Here is a 15,199-nt window from a genome sequence, read left to right on the forward strand (position 1 = left end):
TTCGAGATCTTTTTTTTTGGCGCTAAACCCGATGGGTTTCGGGGTGTCCGGTGCTGACCGCGTCCCGCTGCCCAGCGGCCGCGATGGTAAAATCGTCACCATGGTGCGTGATCGTCGATTTCCGCGGCCCGCTGGGGCCGCGATCGACGCCTGCTCGGCGACTGTCTGAGCAGTCCTCGCCGGCCTCGCGGGCCGCGGCCAAGCCGTGCGGACGTCGTCCATAGACTCTGCTGCTGAGAGTCCGCCCACGGAAGCGATCATGTGATGTCAGGTGCCAACGATCCCTACGATCCCAAACAGGTCGCCGCGCTCAGCCCGGACGCCCTGACCGCGGCCGCCGAGGCGGCCGAGAAGGCCTTTGCGGCCGCCGCGGACCTTGACGAGCTGACGGCCCTGCGCCCCGCGCATTTCGGCGACCGATCGCCGGTGTCGCTGGCCCGTCGAGAGATCGGCGCATTGCCGCCGCAGGCCAAGAAAGATGCCGGCCAGCGAGTGAATGTGGCCCGGCAAGCCGTCCAAGCCGCGTACGACAGCCGCCGTGCGCAGTTGACTGCCGAGCGCGAGGCCCACGTACTGCGAGAAGAAACAGTGGACGTGACGTTGCCCGGCGGCCGCCGGCCGGTCGGTGCCCGGCACCCGGTCACCAGCGTCGCCGAGCTGATCGCGGACACGTTCGTGGCGATGGGGTATGAGGTCGCCGAGGGACCGGAGGCCGAGACGGAGTGGTTCAACTTCGACGGCCTGAACTTCAAGCGGGACCACCCGGCCCGCAGCATGCAGGACACGCTTTTCCTTGACCCGCCGGAAAACGGCATCGTCCTGCGGACCCACACCTCACCCGGACAGCTGCGCGCTCGCTGCTGTCCCGGGAGCTGCCGGTCTACGTGGTGGTGCCCGGCCGCACTTATCGAGACGACGAGTACGACGCCACCCACCTGCCGGTGTTCGCGCAGGTCGAGGGGCTGGCGGTGGACCGCGGTCTGTCGATGGCGCACCTGCGCGGGACGCTGGACCGGTTCGCCAGCGCGCTGTTCGGCTCAGCCGCGAAGACCCGGCTGCGGCCGCACTTCTTCCCGTTCACCGAGCCCAGCGCGGAGGTCGACGTGTGGTTCCCGCTGGCCAAGGGCGGCCCGCGGTGGATCGAGTGGGGCGGCTGCGGGATGGTGCATCCCAATGTCCTGCGGGCCGCCGGCATCGACCCGGACGAGTATTCGGGTTTCGCGTTCGGCATGGGCATCGACCGGACGATCATGTTCCGGCACGGCGTGGAGGACCTGCGCGAGTTCGCCGAGGGCGACCTGCGGTTCACCCAGCACTTCGGAGTGGAGGCGTAATGCGGGTCCCGTTGTCGTGGCTCGTCGAAGCGGTGCCGGCGCTGGCTGGCCGGCCGGCCACCGAGGTGGTCGACCTGCTCGAGCGGATCGGTGTTGAGGTCGACGAGATCGTCAGCACCGGCCCGGCGGACGTGGCCGGCCTGGTGGTCGGCGAGGTGCTGAGTTTCGAGGTGCTGGAAGGTTTCAAGAAGCCGATCCGGTGGGCCCAGCTGCGGGTATCCACAAAGGACAGTGACAGTGACGACGCAGTACGCGGAATCGTGTGTGGCGCGCAGAACTTCGCCGCCCAGGACCGCGTCGTGGTGGCCCTGCCGGGATCGATGCTGCCCGGCGGTTTCGCTATCACCGCACGGAAAACGTACGGCAAGACCTCGGACGGGATGATCTGCTCGGCCCGCGAGCTCGGGCTGGGCGACGACCACACCGGGATTATGGTGCTGCCGCCGGAAACCGAGATCGGCGCCGACGCGGTGGAACTGCTGGGACTGCACGACGACGTGCTTGTCACCGAGCCGACTCCCGACCGCGGTTACCAACTTTCGGTGCGTGGCCTTGGACGTGAACTCGCGGCCGTGCTGGACGAGGATTTCGCCGACCCGGGTGACATTGAATTGCCGGCCGGTGCGGAGCCGGCTTTCTCGGTGCGCATCGAGGATCCGCTGGGCTGCGATCGGTTCAGCTACCGGGTGCTGCGCGGCTTCGACCCGGCCGCGCCGAGTCCATTGTGGATGCGGGCTCGGCTGTCGAAAGCGGGCGTACGCCCGATTTCCCTCGCGGTCGACGTGACGAACTACGTCATGCTGCAGACCGGCCAGCCCATGCACGCGTACGACCTGGACAAGCTCGCGAGTCCGATCGTGGTGCGCCGGGCGGCGGCCGGCGAGTCGATGGTCACGCTCGACGACGTCAAGCGGGACTTCCTGGGCGATGAGGACCTGCTGATCACCGATGCCGAGCGCATCCAGGGCCTCGCCGGCGTGATGGGCGGCGCGTACAGCGAGATCAGCGCCGCGACCACCGACGTGCTGCTGGAGGCGGCGCACTTCGACTCGGTCACGATCAGCCGGGCGATCCGCCGGCACGCGCTGCTGTCCGAGGCTGGCCGGCGGTTCGAGCGCGGGGTGGACCCGGCGATGGGTCCGGTCGCGATCGCCCTGGCCAGCGAGCTGCTGACGACTTATGGCGGCGCCCACGCCGAGGGTGGCATCGGCAGTGTCGGTTCGCCCACACCGTTGCCCGCGGTCGAGATCGACCCAGCCGGGGTGTCCCGGCTGGTCGGCGTGGACTACGACACGGCCACCGTCGCCCGGCGGCTCAGCCAGGTCGGATGCGCGGTCGCCGAGTCCGCTGGCCTGCTCACCGTGACCCCCCCGACCTGGCGGGCCGATCTGATCGAGCTCGCCGACCTGGCCGAAGAGGTGGCCCGGATCGACGGCTATGACCGGATCGAGCCGGTGCTGCCGGCCGCCGCCGGCCGGCCGTGGCCTGACCCGCCGGCAGCGTCGCGCCGCCGTGCGGTGTCGCGCTCGCTCGCGTACGGCGGATATGTCGAGGTGCCGTCGTTCCCGTTCCAGTCCGCGGAGGTGCTCGACGGCCTGCGCGTACCGGCTGACGACGAGCGCCGCCGGTTGGTACGGATGGCCAATCCGCTGTCCGCCGACCAGTCCTACCTGCGGTCGAGCCTGCTGCCGGGGTTGTTGGCCACGGTCGTACGCAACGTTGGCCGCGGGCTCGGGGACGTGTCGGCGTACGAATGCGGCCTGACCTTCACCGAGCCGGTCGGTGGCCGCCAGCCGGCCCCGGTGCTGCCCGGCGCTCGCCGGCCGACCGCGCAGGAGCTGGCCGCGCAGGACGCGGCGCTGCCGATCCAGCGGGAGCACGTGGCGGTCGCGGCCGCCGGTGCGGTCGAACCGGCCGGCTGGTGGGGCAAGGGTCGGGAGTTTTCGTGGACGGACGTCATGGATGCGGTCCGCGTGATCGCCTCGGCCGCCGAGGTCGATATCACCGTTTCGGCCGCCGAGCAGTCGCCGTGGCACCCGGGCCGGTGCGCCGCGATCAGTGTCGACGGGCAGGTGGTCGGCTATGCCGGCGAACTGCACCCGGCGGTGTGCGAGGCGCTGGAGCTGCCCCGCCGGACGGTGGCCGCCGAGCTCGACCTGACGTCGATCCTGGACGCCGGTGAGCCGGACCCGTCCGCGCCGAAGGTGTCCGGCTACCCGCCGGCCACCAGGACGTGGCGCTGACCGTGCCGTCGACCCGCGCCGGCCGCCGAGGTCGAGGCGGCACTGCGGGACGGCGCGGGGGAGTTGCTCGAGGACGTGCGGCTCTTCGATGTCTACGTGGGCGAGCAGCTCGGCGAGGGCCGCAAGAGTTTGGCGTACAAGCTCCGCTTCCGCGCTCCCGACCGCACCCTCACCGTCGAGGAAGCGACCGCCGCCCGCCAGGCCGCCGTCGCCGAGGCCAGCCGCCGCTGCGGAGCGGTCCTGCGCGGTTAGCCCCTTGTCCGATTGTCACCGCGCCATCCCGAAACCGCAGCTCACCGGGGTGGCGCGGTGACAATCGGATTCCGATTGCGTCAACGCTGTTCAGGAGCGGCTCGTCTCTTGCGCCTGCCCCTATATGGGGCCTGTGGGATCAGTGTGGCTCCTGGGCTGCCAAGCCCGCGGTATTCACACCGAACGCTGCACAAAGTCCCGCACTCGGCGTTGAGTGCGGGATAAAGTCCCGCACTCGGCGAAGCCGCCCGGCAAGCCAAGCCGCCCGGCAGCCGAGCCGCCAGCCAGTGCCCTGTTGAACGCGCGCTTATCTCGCGCGCGCGTTACTTACGTAATAAAAAACCCGCCACCCGCCCCCCACCCTTCTGAAAGGGCGGGGGCTCAAAATTTCACGACGGTACGACAGTTTCGCGCCGCACCCTATGTAGAGTGCTGCCGCTGCGGCGCAGCAGCCCGAGCACGGAGCAGCGGGTTAGCCGCCACGGCCGTACGCCGACACCATCGGCGGGCCCGGCCGGTCACGACCATGGTGAGATGCCAGGTTCGTTTTTCCTGTTCTCGATCCGCCGTTGGGACGAACATCGGCGAAGATGGGGTACGAACCATCGGGACGGATGAGGCGGTAGGAACAGGGAATGCTGCAGAAGGTACGGCCCACGATGGCACGGATGGTCGCCTCGTCCGCGCTGCTGGGGCCGGCGTTCGTGGCCGCGGTCGCGTACGTCGACCCGGAAATGTGTGGCGACCAACGTGTCGGCCGGCGCGCGGTACGGCTACCTACTGGTCTGGGTCATCGTGGTGGCGAACCTGATGGCCGGCCTGCTGCAGTACCTGTCAGCCAAGCTCGGCCTGGTCACCGGCCAGTCGCTGCCGGAGGTGGTACGGGACCGAATGAACCGGCCGGCCCGAGTGGCGTACTGGCTGCAGGCCGAGGTGGTGGCCGCGGCGACCGACCTGGCCGAGGTGATCGGTGGCGCGATCGCGCTGAACCTGCTGTTCCATCTGCCGCTGCTGGTCGGCGGAGTGATCACCGGGGCGGTGTCGCTGGGCTTGCTGGCGGTGCAGAGCCAGCGCGGCCAGCGACCGTTCGAGCGGGTGATTTCCGGCCTGTTGCTGGTGATCGCCGTCGGGTTCGTGGCCGGCCTGTTTTGGTCACCGCCGTCGGTGAGTGGAGTCGTGGGCGGGCTGGTGCCGGCTTTCGACGGCCCGCCGAGCGTCCTGCTGGCCGCGGGCATGCTGGGTGCGACCGTCATGCCGCACGCGATCTACCTGCATTCGGCGCTCGCCCGGGACCGGCATGGTCAGGTGTCCGGCGAGACCCGCAAGCGACTGCTGTCGGCGACCCGCTGGGACGTGGTGCTGGCGATGTTGCTGGCTGGCACGGTCAACCTGGGCATGGTGTTGCTGGCCGCTTCCGCGCTGCGCGGCCGCTCTCACGTGGACACGCTGCAGGGTGCCCACGCGGCCATCGGTCAGGTGCTGGGCGCGCCGGTCGCGCTGCTTTTCGCGGTGGGGCTGCTGGCCTCGGGCCTCGCGTCGACGTCAGTGGGGTGTTACGCCGGCGCCGTGATCATGCAGGGGCTGCTCCGCCGGAAGATCCCGCTGATGATCCGGCGGGTTGTCACTTTGCTGCCCGCGCTGGTCATCCTGGGCATCGGCGTCGACCCGACGTGGGCGCTGATCATCTCCCAGGTGGTGTTGTCCTTCGGGATCCCGTTCGTGATGATTCCGCTGGTCGTGCTGACCTCCCGCCGGGCGATCATGGGCGCGTCGGCCAACGCGCGTACGACGGTGGTCATCGCCAGCCTGATCGCGGCGGCCGTGATTGTCCTCAACCTCACCCTTATTTGGCTGACCGTCCTCTCGTAGTCACCCGACAAACCTGGGGTGGGTCCCGTACGCAGCTGGTCAAGTCACCGGCCGGTGTCGGTCCCGACCTCGGTTCGACTGCGCATTAGGCGAGGGACGAAAAAGCCGGGATCCTTGGAGTGGAGGTGTTGGATGGATTCCGAAAGGCTACTCACGCCCGCCGAGGTCGCGGTCCTTTTCCGGGTGGACCCCCGCACAGTCAGACGATGGGCGATCGCGGGTCGACTCCCGAGTGTCCGGACTCTTGGAGGACACCATCGTTTTGCCGAAGCGGACGTAGAGGCCTGCTTCGCCTGGGGCAGCGGTCGCTCGTGACGGCGCCTCAAATCTGCGATGATAATGATCGATTAGGTGCTGGGCATTCGTTCGTACGGGCGCGCACTCGCGAGAATGTTCGACTGCGCAACAGATCTGGCCGTCGGCGAGCTAGCGCAGTTTCGGACTCATGAGCATCAGCAAAGACTCGTGGTAGATGGCTTGGACAGCGGGAACCGAGTCTATTCGGAATCGTTCGTCAGTGGCGTGCAGACCGGCGTGGACGACGCCGAATCCCGCGGTGGCTGGGATGCCGAGTTCGGCGAGGTAGTTTCCGATGTTGGAAGGTCCAGCGATCTTTGGTCGGACCCGAATACCGTGACCGGCGGCGGACGCGATGATCGTCGCGCGCAGCGGCGACTCCTTGTCAAGTGCGTAGGCGGGCCAATGCAGAAGTAGTTGAACGCGCGTCGCAGGTGTGGCGGTCCAGTCTTTGTCGACGCTGGCGACGATCTCGGCGATGTGTTGTGTCGCGGCTTCGTCGTCGAAGGTTGGAGTCGTGCGAATGTCGACGTTCAGGTGGCACAAGTCGGGTGTGATGCTGAAACCTTGACCGCCCGAGATCGCGGTGACGGTAATTTTCGCTTCGGGTGGAAAATGTGTCGTCCCCGTCGCGGGAATTGGTGTGGCCCGAAGACGACGGATGAGGTCGGCTGCTTTGTCGACCGCATTGGGGGTGCCCACGCGGCCACCCGAGTGGGACGCCACGCCGTGTACGTCGATCTGGAGCCGATGGACGCCTCGCCCACCGATGACCAACGCGTCCAGGCCCGGATAGCCGATCATCACCCCGTCCGGGCGGACCGCGTTGCCTTGTGAACCCTCGAAAAATGCCTTGGCGCCAGCGAATCCGCCGGTGTGTTCGTCCAGATCGAAGAGCAGGCTAAGGGTCCCGTGGAGTCGATGGCGGGCGGCCTGAAGGCGCACCGCGAGGTGACAGAAAATGGCGATGGCGACCTTGGAGTCGCTGCTGCCACGGCCGTACATCCAGCCGTTTTGGATGACGGCGGAAGTGGGCGAATGGGCCCAGGCGGACTCGTCGCCGAACGGTGCGCGGTGTCCAGGCAGGCGTCCAGAACCCAGTGTGACCCGGCCGCGCCGCTGATCTGGGCGGTGACGGCCACGGCGTTGCCCGCGGTGTCGCGAAGGACCGCGGCCGGGAGGCCGTGGCTGGCCATCCAGGTCATGAGGTAGTCGACAATCGGCTCGTACGAGTCGATACGGCTGCGGCTGGGAATCCGCACAAGGCTACGGGTCAAAGCCAGAACGGATTCGCGGTCATCGTGTGCGCCGGCGCGTACGGCCATCCGGTCGACACCTCGGACGCTCACCCTTGTCCCTCTCTTGATCCGTGTGAGTACGGTATCTGACTTCGGTGCTGCGGAGTCGCCGAACCCAAGTCCGTTTCATCCGCCGTTTCGTCACAGTCAGCGAGAGAGGAGTGCGACCGTACGAGCAATGAGATTGCATGAATATGCGGTCTAGTGCATAGTCGTACGGGAGGGCGAGAGGAGACATGGTGGGCATACAGGTGGCGGTGGCCGGTGCCAGCGGGTACGCGGGCGGCGAGCTGCTGCGTCTGCTGGCGGGCCATCCGGAGCTGGAAGTCGTCGCGGCGACCGCGTACGAGCAGGCCGGCAAGCGGGTCGGGGAGGTGCACCCGCAGCTGGTCACTCTCGCGGACCTGGTGCTGCAGCCGACCAACGTGGACGTGCTCGGCGCCGCGGACCTGGTGTTTCTCGCGCTGCCGCACGGACAGTCGGCCGCGCTGGCCGCGCAACTGCCGGAACAGACCGCGATAGTGGACCTTGGCGCCGATTTTCGGCTGGCCGACGCCGATGCGTGGCAGCGTTATTACGGCGGTGAGCACGCCGGCACCTGGACGTACGGGCTGCCGGAACTGCCGGGCCAGCGATCGGCGATCGCCGCGTCCAAGAGGATCGCCAACACCGGTTGTTACGCGGTGGCAACGATTCTCGCGCTGGCGCCGCTCATCGCCGCCGGCATCGCGTCGCCGCAGGACGTGGTGGTCGTAGCCGCTTCCGGCACCTCGGGGGCGCCGGCCGGTCGGCCAAGGCGCGCCTGCTCGGCAGTGAGGTGATGGGGGACCTTTCGCCGTACAAAGTGGGTGCCCATCAGCACGTGCCGGAGATCAAGCAGGCCAGCAGAGCGAAAACCCTGTCTCTCACGCCGCTGCTCGCCCCGATGCCTCGTGGCCTGCTGTCCACGGTGACGGCGCAACCGACCAAAAACGTGACAGCCGCGGACGTACGCGAAGTTTTGCAGGACGCGTACGGAACCGAGCCGTTCGTGCATGTCCTGCCCGAAGGCCAGATGCCGCACACCGCGGCGACTTTTGGTAGCAACTCGGCTCATTTGCAGGGCACGGTGGACATCGACTCCGGCCGGATCATCGTGGTCAGCGCGATCGACAACCTGGGCAAGGGCGCCGCCGGCCAGGCGGTGCAGGATGCGAACATCGTTCTCGGGCTGGCCGAGACGGCCGGCCTGCCGATCAACGGGGTGGCTCCGTGAGTGTGACCTATCCGGCCGATTTCGGGCTGCTGGCGTTACCGCCGGGTTGAAGGACAGCGGCAACAAAGATGTTGCTCTCGTCGTCAACGACGGCCCGTTCGACGCGGCCGCGGCGGTTTTCACCAGCAACCGCTGCAAAGCCAACCCGGTGTTGTGGAGCGAGCAGGCGATCCGGGACGGGCATCTGCGGGCTGTCGTCCTCAACTCCGGCGGTGCCAATTGTTACACCGGCGCCACCGGTTTTGAGACCACCCACGCGACCGCGGAACTGGTGGGCGAGCTGATCGGCTCCGGCGCGGTCGACGTGCTGGTCTGCTCGACTGGTCTGATCGGCGTCCATTTCCAGCGTGACCGGCTGCTGGCTGGCGTACGCGAGGCGTCGGACAAACTTTCCAGCGATGGTGGGAATGACGCCGCCGAGGCGATCATGACGACCGACACCCACGCCAAGCAGTCGCTCGTACGCCGGGATGGCTGGAGTGTCGGCGGCATGGCGAAAGGCGCTGGAATGCTGGCGCCGGCGCTGGCGACCATGCTGGTGGTGATCACCACGGACGCGAAGGCCGACAGCGCGACCTGCGACCAGGCGCTGCGGTCCGCGACCGCGGCAACCTTCGACCGGCTCGACTCCGACGGCTGTCAGTCCACAAACGACACTGTCACTTTGTTGGCATCCGGTGCGTCCGGTATCGAGGTGGATGTGGTCGAGCTGACCTCAGCGGTCACCGCGGTCTGCCAGGATCTTGCGATGCAGTTGATGGGCGATGCCGAAGGATCGGCGCATGACATCACCATCGAGGTGGTCGACGCGGCTTCGGAGGCGGACGCTCTGGAAGTCGGCCGCGCGGTCGCCCGCAGCTCACTCTTCAAATGCGCGATTTATGGCGAGGACCCGAACTGGGGTCGGGTGCTGGCCGCGGCTGGTACGACCAAGGCGACTTTTGAGCCGCACCAACTGGATGTGGCGATCAACGGCGTCCAGGTGTGTACGGGCGGCGAGCCGGACGAGTCTCCGGAGAAGGTCGTTTTTCAAGGCAGGGCTGTGCATGTGAAGGTGGCCCTGCACGCGGGTACGCGGAGCGGCACGATCTGGACGAACGATCTCACCGAGGCGTACGTCCACGAGAATTCGGCGTATTCGACGTGAGCGCCACTATTCCGGCGCACGCCGTCGACGCGGTCGCCAAGGCGCGTACGCTTATCGAGGCTTTGCCATGGTTGCAACGGTTTTACGGCAAGGTCGTGGTGATCAAGTACGGCGGTCACGTGATGACCGATCGGCCGTTGACCGAGGCTTTCGCGCAGGACCTGGTGTTCCTGCGGTCCGCCGGCATCCGGCCGGTGGTGGTGCACGGCGGCGGCCCGCAGATTTCGTCGATGCTGCACCGGCTGGGCATCGACAGTGAGTTCCGCGGCGGCCTGCGGGTGACCACTGCGGAAACCCTGGAAATCGTCCGGATGGTGCTGGTCGGGCAGGTCGGCCGTGAACTGGTGAACACTCTCAACGCGCACGGTCCGCTGGCGGTGGGGATGTCCGGTGAAGACGGCCGGCTGCTGACGGCGACTCGCAGATCCGCGTACGTGAACGGCGAAGCGGTCGATGTCGGCCTGGTCGGCGATGTCGAGTCGGTGAACCCGGACGCGGTGACGGACCTGATCCAAGCCGGCCGGATCCCGGTGATATCCACCGTGGCCCCAGATGTCGACGGTCAGGTGCACAACCTGAACGCGGACACGGCGGCGGCCGCCCTGGCGATCGCGCTGGGCGCCGAGCGGCTCGTCGTGCTCACCGATGTCGAGGGCCTGTACCGAAACTGGCCGGACCGCGACTCGTTGGTGAGCCGGATCAACGCCAACGACCTGGAAAAACTGCTGCCCACATTGGACAGTGGCATGGTGCCGAAAATGGAGGCCTGCCTGCGGGCCGTCCAGGGCGGCTGCTCCGGTGCGCACGTGATCGACGGCCGGCTGCCGCATTCGGTGCTCTTGGAAATCTTCACCCCGGAGGGGATCGGAAACGATGGTGGACCCGTCATGAGCCTTCTCGACCAGTTTGAGTCGTCGATCATGAACACGTACGGCCGTCCCCGCGCCGCCCTCGTCCGAGGCGACGGCGCGGTGGTCACCGACGAGACCGGCAAGTCCTATGTGGACATGTTTGGCGGCATCGCGGTGAACGCGCTCGGCCACGGCCATCCGGCGGTGGTCAAGGCGGTCAGCGACCAGATCGCGACGCTCGCGCACACGTCGAATTTCTTCGCTACCCCACCGGTGGTGAAGCTGGCCGAGCGGCTGCTGGCGCTGACTGGCCGCGACGGCAAGGTGTATTTCGGCAATTCCGGAACCGAGGCCGTCGAGGCCGCGATCAAGATCTCCCGGTTGACCGGTCGTACGCATCTGGTCGCCACCGTGGACGCGTTCCACGGCCGTACGATGGGGCGCGCGCTCTCGCTGACCGGACAGCCCGCGAAGACCACGCCTTTCGCGCCTTTGCTGCCAACTGTCACGCACGTGCCTTTCGGTGACGTGGAAGCGCTGCGCGCGGCCGTCACCGACGAGACCGCGATGGTCATCGTCGAGCCGGTGCTCGGTGAGGCCGGCGTTATTCCGTCACCGCCCGGATATCTGGCCGCGGCTCGGCAGATCACCGCGGACAGTGGCGCCCTGCTGACGATCGACGAGATCCAGACTGGCATCGGGCGTACGGGCGGCTGGTTCGCCTATCAGGCCGAGGGAATCGAACCCGACCTGGTGACGGTGGCCAAGGCGCTCGGCGGTGGCCTGCCGATCGGCGTCTGCCTCGCTTTTGGCCCGGCTGCTGAGCTTTTGACGCCTGGCAAGCACGGTACGACGTTCGGCGGCAATCCGATCTGCTGCGCGGCCGCGTTGGCCACCCTTGATGTCATCGAGTCCGAAGGGTTGCTGGACCGGGCAAAGACGCTGGGGGAGCGGATCGTCAGCGGCATCGAAGGTCTTGACCATCGGAAAATCGCGAAGGTCCGCAGCGCCGGGATGCTCATCGGCGTGGTCACTGTCGACCCGATCGCGGCGCGGCTTCAGGAGGAGCTGCAGGAAAGCGGCTATCTCGTCAACGCGACCTGCGCTGACGTGATCCGGCTGGCGCCACCGCTGATCCTGACCGATGAGCAGGCCGACGGGTTTGTGGCCGCCTTGCCGACCGCGCTGGACAGGGCCGGCCAGTGACCCGGCATTTCCTGCGAGACGATGACCTGAGCCCGGCCGAGCAGGCCGAGGTGCTGGACCTCGCCGCCGCGATGAAAGCCGACCGCTACGGCCAAAAACCGCTCGATGGACCGCGGTCGGTGGCAGTGATTTTCGAGAAGCCTTCGACGCGTACGCGACTTTCTTTCGACGTGGGCATTTCCGAGCTGGGCGGCCATGCGGTGGTCGTGGACGCGCAGAATTCGCAGCTGGGACGCGGCGAAACCATCGCTGACACCGCGAAAGTGCTCTCAGAATACGTGTCCGCGATTGTTATCCGGACTTTCGGCGACGACCGGATCGCCGAGCTGGCGAGCGCGGCGAGCGTACCCGTCGTCAACGCCCTGACCGACGGCTTTCACCCGTGCCAGCTGCTGGCGGATTTGCTGACCGTACGGGAGAAGTTCGGTCGTACGGCCGGCCTGACCCTGACTTATCTCGGCGATGCGGCGAACAACATGGCGCATTCCTATTTGCTCGCCGGCGCGACGGCTGGCATGCACGTACGAGTGTGTGGCCCGGACGGTTTTGACCCGGCGCCGGAGATTGTCGAGCGGGCCGCGACCATCGCCAAGGAAACCGGCGGGTCGGTCGCGGTCGTACCTGATCCGGCCGAGGCGGCGAACGGCGCGGACGTGCTCGCCACCGACACGTGGACCTCGATGGGCCAGGAGGAAGACGGCGTCGACCGGCACCGGCCCTTCCGTCCGTACACAGTGGACAGTGCCGCGGTCGGGCGGGCAGCCGAGAATGTGGTGGTTCTGCATTGTCTGCCGGCCCATCGTGGTGATGAGATCACCGATGAGGTGATGGACGGCGAGCACAGCGCGGTCTGGCAGCAGGCCGGAAACCGGCTGCACGTGCAGAAAGCGCTGCTTACCTGGCTGCTGTCGAGATGACTTCGGCCGCGCCACCCACAAAAACCGCCCGGCACGCCCGAATCTCGGAGCTGGTGCGTACGCGTGCGGTGAAATCGCAGACCGAGCTGGTCGGATTGCTGGCGGAGCACGGAATGTCGGTCACCCAGGCCACGCTTTCCCGTGACCTGGAGGAACTCGGCGCGGTCAAAACTGCGCGGCGCGGACGGCGAGCCGTCGGTCTACGTCATTCCCGACGAGGGTGAAGGCCCGCTGCGCCCTTCGGTGGACGCGCCGGCGAGGATGGTGCGGGGGTGCTCGAGGAGCTGCTGACCTCCGCCGAAGCCAACGGCAACCTGGTCGTCCTGCGTACGCCGCCCGGCGCCGCCCAATATGTCGCCTCGGCGCTGGACCGCTCCGGCCTTTCCGACATCCTCGGCACCATCGCCGGCGACGACACGATCCTGGTCATCGCCCGCGCTTCCGACGGCGGCGAGGATCTCGCCTCTCGTCTTCGCCGCTGGGCCCACCGAGAACCCTGAGCCGGTCTTGTGGACACAGCAACAAAAAAACTTCAAGTTCGTGAAGGGGTAACGCAGTGCAATCGCAGGCCGCCGAAGTGGCTCCCGTAGGGTCGCAAGACGTGACGACGCAGCAACCCACCCGACTCTGGGGCGGCCGGTTCGCCGGCGGCCCGGCCGACGCGCTGGCGAAACTGTCGGTGTCGGTGCAGTTCGACTGGCGGCTGGCGCCGTACGACATCGCCGGCTCCCGCGCCCACGCGAAGGTGCTGTGTCCCGCGCCGGGCTGCTGACCAACGACGAGCTCGGGTCGATGCTTGCCGCGCTCGACGACCTCGAAGCGGCCTGCGCGTCCGGCGAGTTCAAGCCGACCATCGACGACGAGGACGTGCACACCGCGCTGGAGCGCGGCCTGATCGAGCGGCTCGGCACGCTCGGCGGAAAGTTGCGCGCCGGGCGTTCCCGGAACGACCAGATCGCCACCCAGTTCCGGATGTACTGCCGGGATCACGCGCGGATCGTCGGGCGGCTGTTCGCCGAGCTGTCCGAGGCGCTCTGCGACCAGGCTGAGCTGCACATGGGCGTGGCGCTGCCAGGGCGTACGCATCTGCAACACGCTCAGCCGGTGCTCCTGTCGCACCACCTGCTCGCGCACGTCCAGGCCTTCAGCCGGGACGCGTCGCGGCTGCGCGACTGGGACGGTCGTACGGCGTACTCGCCTTATGGATCCGGCGCGCTGGCCGGTTCCTCACTCGGCCTCGACCCGGCGTTCGTGGCCGCCGAGCTGGGCTTCGACGGCCCGGTGGCGAACTCGATCGACGGCACCGCGTCCCGGGACTTCGCCGCTGAGCTGGCCTTCGTGCTCGCGATGGCGGGCGTGAACCTGTCCAGGATCGCCGAGGAGATCGTGCTCTGGACGACCGCCGAGTTCTTCTACGCGGTGCTGGACGACGCGTACGCGACCGGGTCGTCGATCATGCCGCAGAAGAAAAACCCGGACATCGCCGAGCTCGCGCGCGGCAAGACAGGTCGGCTGGTGGGCAACCTCAGCGGCCTGCTGACCACGCTCAAGGGCCTGCCGCTCGCTTACAACCGGGACCTCCAGGAGGACAAGGAGCCGGTCTTCGATTCCTTGGAAACGCTGGAAACCGTGCTGCCGGCCTTTATCGGCATGATGTCGACAATCCGCTTCAACACCGAGCGGATGGCCGAGACCGCGCCGCTGGGTTTCACCCTCGCCACCGACATCGCGGAGTGGCTGGTCCGCCAGGGCGTGCCTTTCCGGGAGGCGCACGAGGTCGCCGGCGCCTGCGTCCAGGCGTGTGAGACTCGCGACATCGGGCTGTCCGACCTGACCGACGCCGACCTGGCGGCCATCTCGGCGCACCTCACTCCGGCCGTACGCGCTGTCCTCAGCGTCTCCGGCTCCATCGCCTCCCGGAACGCCGTAGGCGGCACCGCGCCTGATCGCGTACGGGAACAACTGGCGGACGCTCGTAAGGACGTGGCCCTCCAGCGCGCCTGGGCCGGCCGGTAGTTAGGGCGTGTCTCCTAATCGCGGTCGACTCTTCGGAGTCCGGCGGCGGGTGTCCACCACTCGACCACGAGCAGCGTGGCCGTTTCGTTGAGGTGGGTGTGGACGACTTCGGCGATGTCGGCGTGGAAGCTGTCGTCGTCCGGTCCGGCGGCGATCGCCCGCCCGGCGATTTTCGCCTCGCCCGGCCACTGCGCCTCGGCGCCCTCGACCGGGTCGACGTGTGCTGCTGTGCAGCGCGAACCGCGGATCCCGGCGCAGGTCCGCGCCCTTGCGCGCCTTCGGCATCGAGCCGAAACCCAGCTCTCCGGCTTCGAAGACCGTCTCGATGCCGGAGATCCGCGGCGACCCGTCGGCACGCAGGGTCGCGATCGTCTTGTGTTTGTGAGCGTCGAACAGCGCTCGTACGCGCCGCGCGAACTCCGGCTCCGCCGCTTCCACGTCCCGCCACGCCGTCATGTGTTCATCGTCGCACCGAGCACCGACAGAACATGACCCCCACTGAAAGGCCGGGTCT

Annotated in this window: 9 protein-coding genes and 6 pseudogenes; 13 read left to right on the top strand and 2 right to left on the bottom strand. The window is 67.8% G+C overall.

Annotated features, from left to right (window positions below; translation table 11 throughout):
* The first annotated feature begins 264 nt into the window (after positions 1 to 264).
* The 5 genes and pseudogenes from pheS to GNX96_RS33240 all read left to right on the top strand — a co-directional run bounded on the left by pheS (position 265) and on the right by GNX96_RS33240 (position 6,013).
* Positions 265 to 1,334: pseudogene (gene pheS / locus GNX96_RS33225) on the top strand (phenylalanine--tRNA ligase subunit alpha).
* Positions 1,334 to 3,577 carry a phenylalanine--tRNA ligase subunit beta gene (gene pheT, locus GNX96_RS33230; protein WP_313885835.1) on the top strand — a complete coding sequence of 748 codons (2,244 nt, stop codon included), beginning with the start codon at positions 1,334 to 1,336 and terminating at the stop codon, positions 3,575 to 3,577. Before pheS ends, pheT begins: the two are co-directional and overlap by 1 nt.
* A gap of 27 nt (positions 3,578 to 3,604) precedes the next feature.
* Positions 3,605 to 3,829, top strand: a pseudogene (locus GNX96_RS61595) (phenylalanine--tRNA ligase subunit beta-related protein); the annotation flags it as partial.
* Between the two features lie 635 nt (positions 3,830 to 4,464).
* Positions 4,465 to 5,698: pseudogene (locus tag GNX96_RS33235) on the top strand (Nramp family divalent metal transporter).
* 132 nt (positions 5,699 to 5,830) lie between these two features.
* Positions 5,831 to 6,013: a BldC family transcriptional regulator gene (locus GNX96_RS33240; RefSeq protein ID WP_163571906.1), complete on the top strand. Its 183-nt coding sequence runs from the start codon at positions 5,831 to 5,833 to the stop codon at positions 6,011 to 6,013.
* Positions 6,014 to 6,124: 111 nt separating this feature from the next.
* Here the strand turns inward: GNX96_RS33240 and GNX96_RS33245 are convergent, their stop codons facing one another.
* Positions 6,125 to 7,195 (bottom strand): M20 family metallopeptidase, encoded by a 1,071-nt coding sequence (locus GNX96_RS33245; RefSeq protein ID WP_313885837.1) that lies wholly within the window; start codon positions 7,193 to 7,195, stop codon positions 6,125 to 6,127.
* A 334-nt stretch (positions 7,196 to 7,529) separates the two neighbouring features.
* Between GNX96_RS33245 and argC the strand changes: the two are divergent.
* From argC to argH, 8 genes and pseudogenes are all read left to right on the top strand, one after another.
* Positions 7,530 to 8,548: pseudogene (argC, locus tag GNX96_RS33250) on the top strand (N-acetyl-gamma-glutamyl-phosphate reductase).
* Between the two features lie 46 nt (positions 8,549 to 8,594).
* Positions 8,595 to 9,695, top strand: coding sequence for a bifunctional glutamate N-acetyltransferase/amino-acid acetyltransferase ArgJ (gene argJ, locus GNX96_RS33255; protein ID WP_279582141.1), 1,101 nt, complete (start codon positions 8,595 to 8,597; stop codon positions 9,693 to 9,695).
* A gap of 98 nt (positions 9,696 to 9,793) precedes the next feature.
* Positions 9,794 to 10,495 (top strand): annotated as a pseudogene (argB, locus tag GNX96_RS57110) (acetylglutamate kinase); the annotation flags it as partial.
* 87 nt (positions 10,496 to 10,582) lie between these two features.
* The gene (locus tag GNX96_RS57115) at positions 10,583 to 11,752 is read left to right on the top strand and encodes an acetylornithine transaminase (protein WP_279582151.1); all 1,170 of its coding nucleotides are present in this window, start codon (positions 10,583 to 10,585) and stop codon (positions 11,750 to 11,752) included.
* Positions 11,749 to 12,669, top strand: coding sequence for an ornithine carbamoyltransferase (gene argF, locus GNX96_RS33265; protein ID WP_163571909.1), 921 nt, complete (start codon positions 11,749 to 11,751; stop codon positions 12,667 to 12,669). The genes GNX96_RS57115 and argF overlap by 4 nt, the downstream gene beginning before the upstream one ends.
* Positions 12,666 to 12,893: an arginine repressor gene (locus GNX96_RS57120; RefSeq protein ID WP_279582142.1), complete on the top strand. Its 228-nt coding sequence runs from the start codon at positions 12,666 to 12,668 to the stop codon at positions 12,891 to 12,893. Before argF ends, GNX96_RS57120 begins: the two co-directional genes overlap by 4 nt.
* A gap of 48 nt (positions 12,894 to 12,941) precedes the next feature.
* On the top strand, positions 12,942 to 13,169 hold the full coding sequence (locus tag GNX96_RS57125; RefSeq protein WP_279582143.1) for an arginine repressor: 228 nt from the start codon (positions 12,942 to 12,944) through the stop codon (positions 13,167 to 13,169).
* A gap of 101 nt (positions 13,170 to 13,270) precedes the next feature.
* Positions 13,271 to 14,685 (top strand): annotated as a pseudogene (gene argH, locus GNX96_RS33275) (argininosuccinate lyase).
* Here the strand turns inward: argH and GNX96_RS33280 are convergent.
* Positions 14,686 to 15,141, bottom strand: coding sequence for a pyridoxamine 5'-phosphate oxidase family protein (locus GNX96_RS33280; RefSeq protein ID WP_279582144.1), 456 nt, complete (start codon positions 15,139 to 15,141; stop codon positions 14,686 to 14,688). It lies immediately after the preceding pseudogene.
* Between the last annotated feature and the right edge of the window lie 58 nt (positions 15,142 to 15,199).

The sequence above is a fragment of the Fodinicola feengrottensis genome (genome assembly GCF_010993775.1).
In the GTDB taxonomy this organism is placed as follows: Bacteria; Actinomycetota; Actinomycetes; order Mycobacteriales; family HKI-0501; genus Fodinicola; species Fodinicola feengrottensis.

Excerpts from the sequence above, each read along its gene's own strand:
- pheT (WP_313885835.1), top strand. The coding sequence starts at position 1,334 with ATGCGGGTCCCGTTGTCGTGGCTCGTCGAAGCGGTGCCGGCGCTGGCT.
- GNX96_RS33240 (WP_163571906.1), top strand. The coding sequence starts at position 5,831 with ATGGATTCCGAAAGGCTACTCACGCCCGCCGAGGTCGCGGTCCTTTTC.
- GNX96_RS57115 (WP_279582151.1), top strand. The coding sequence starts at position 10,583 with ATGAGCCTTCTCGACCAGTTTGAGTCGTCGATCATGAACACGTACGGC.
- GNX96_RS57120 (WP_279582142.1), top strand. The coding sequence starts at position 12,666 with ATGACTTCGGCCGCGCCACCCACAAAAACCGCCCGGCACGCCCGAATC.
- GNX96_RS33280 (WP_279582144.1), bottom strand. The coding sequence starts at position 15,141 with ATGACGGCGTGGCGGGACGTGGAAGCGGCGGAGCCGGAGTTCGCGCGG.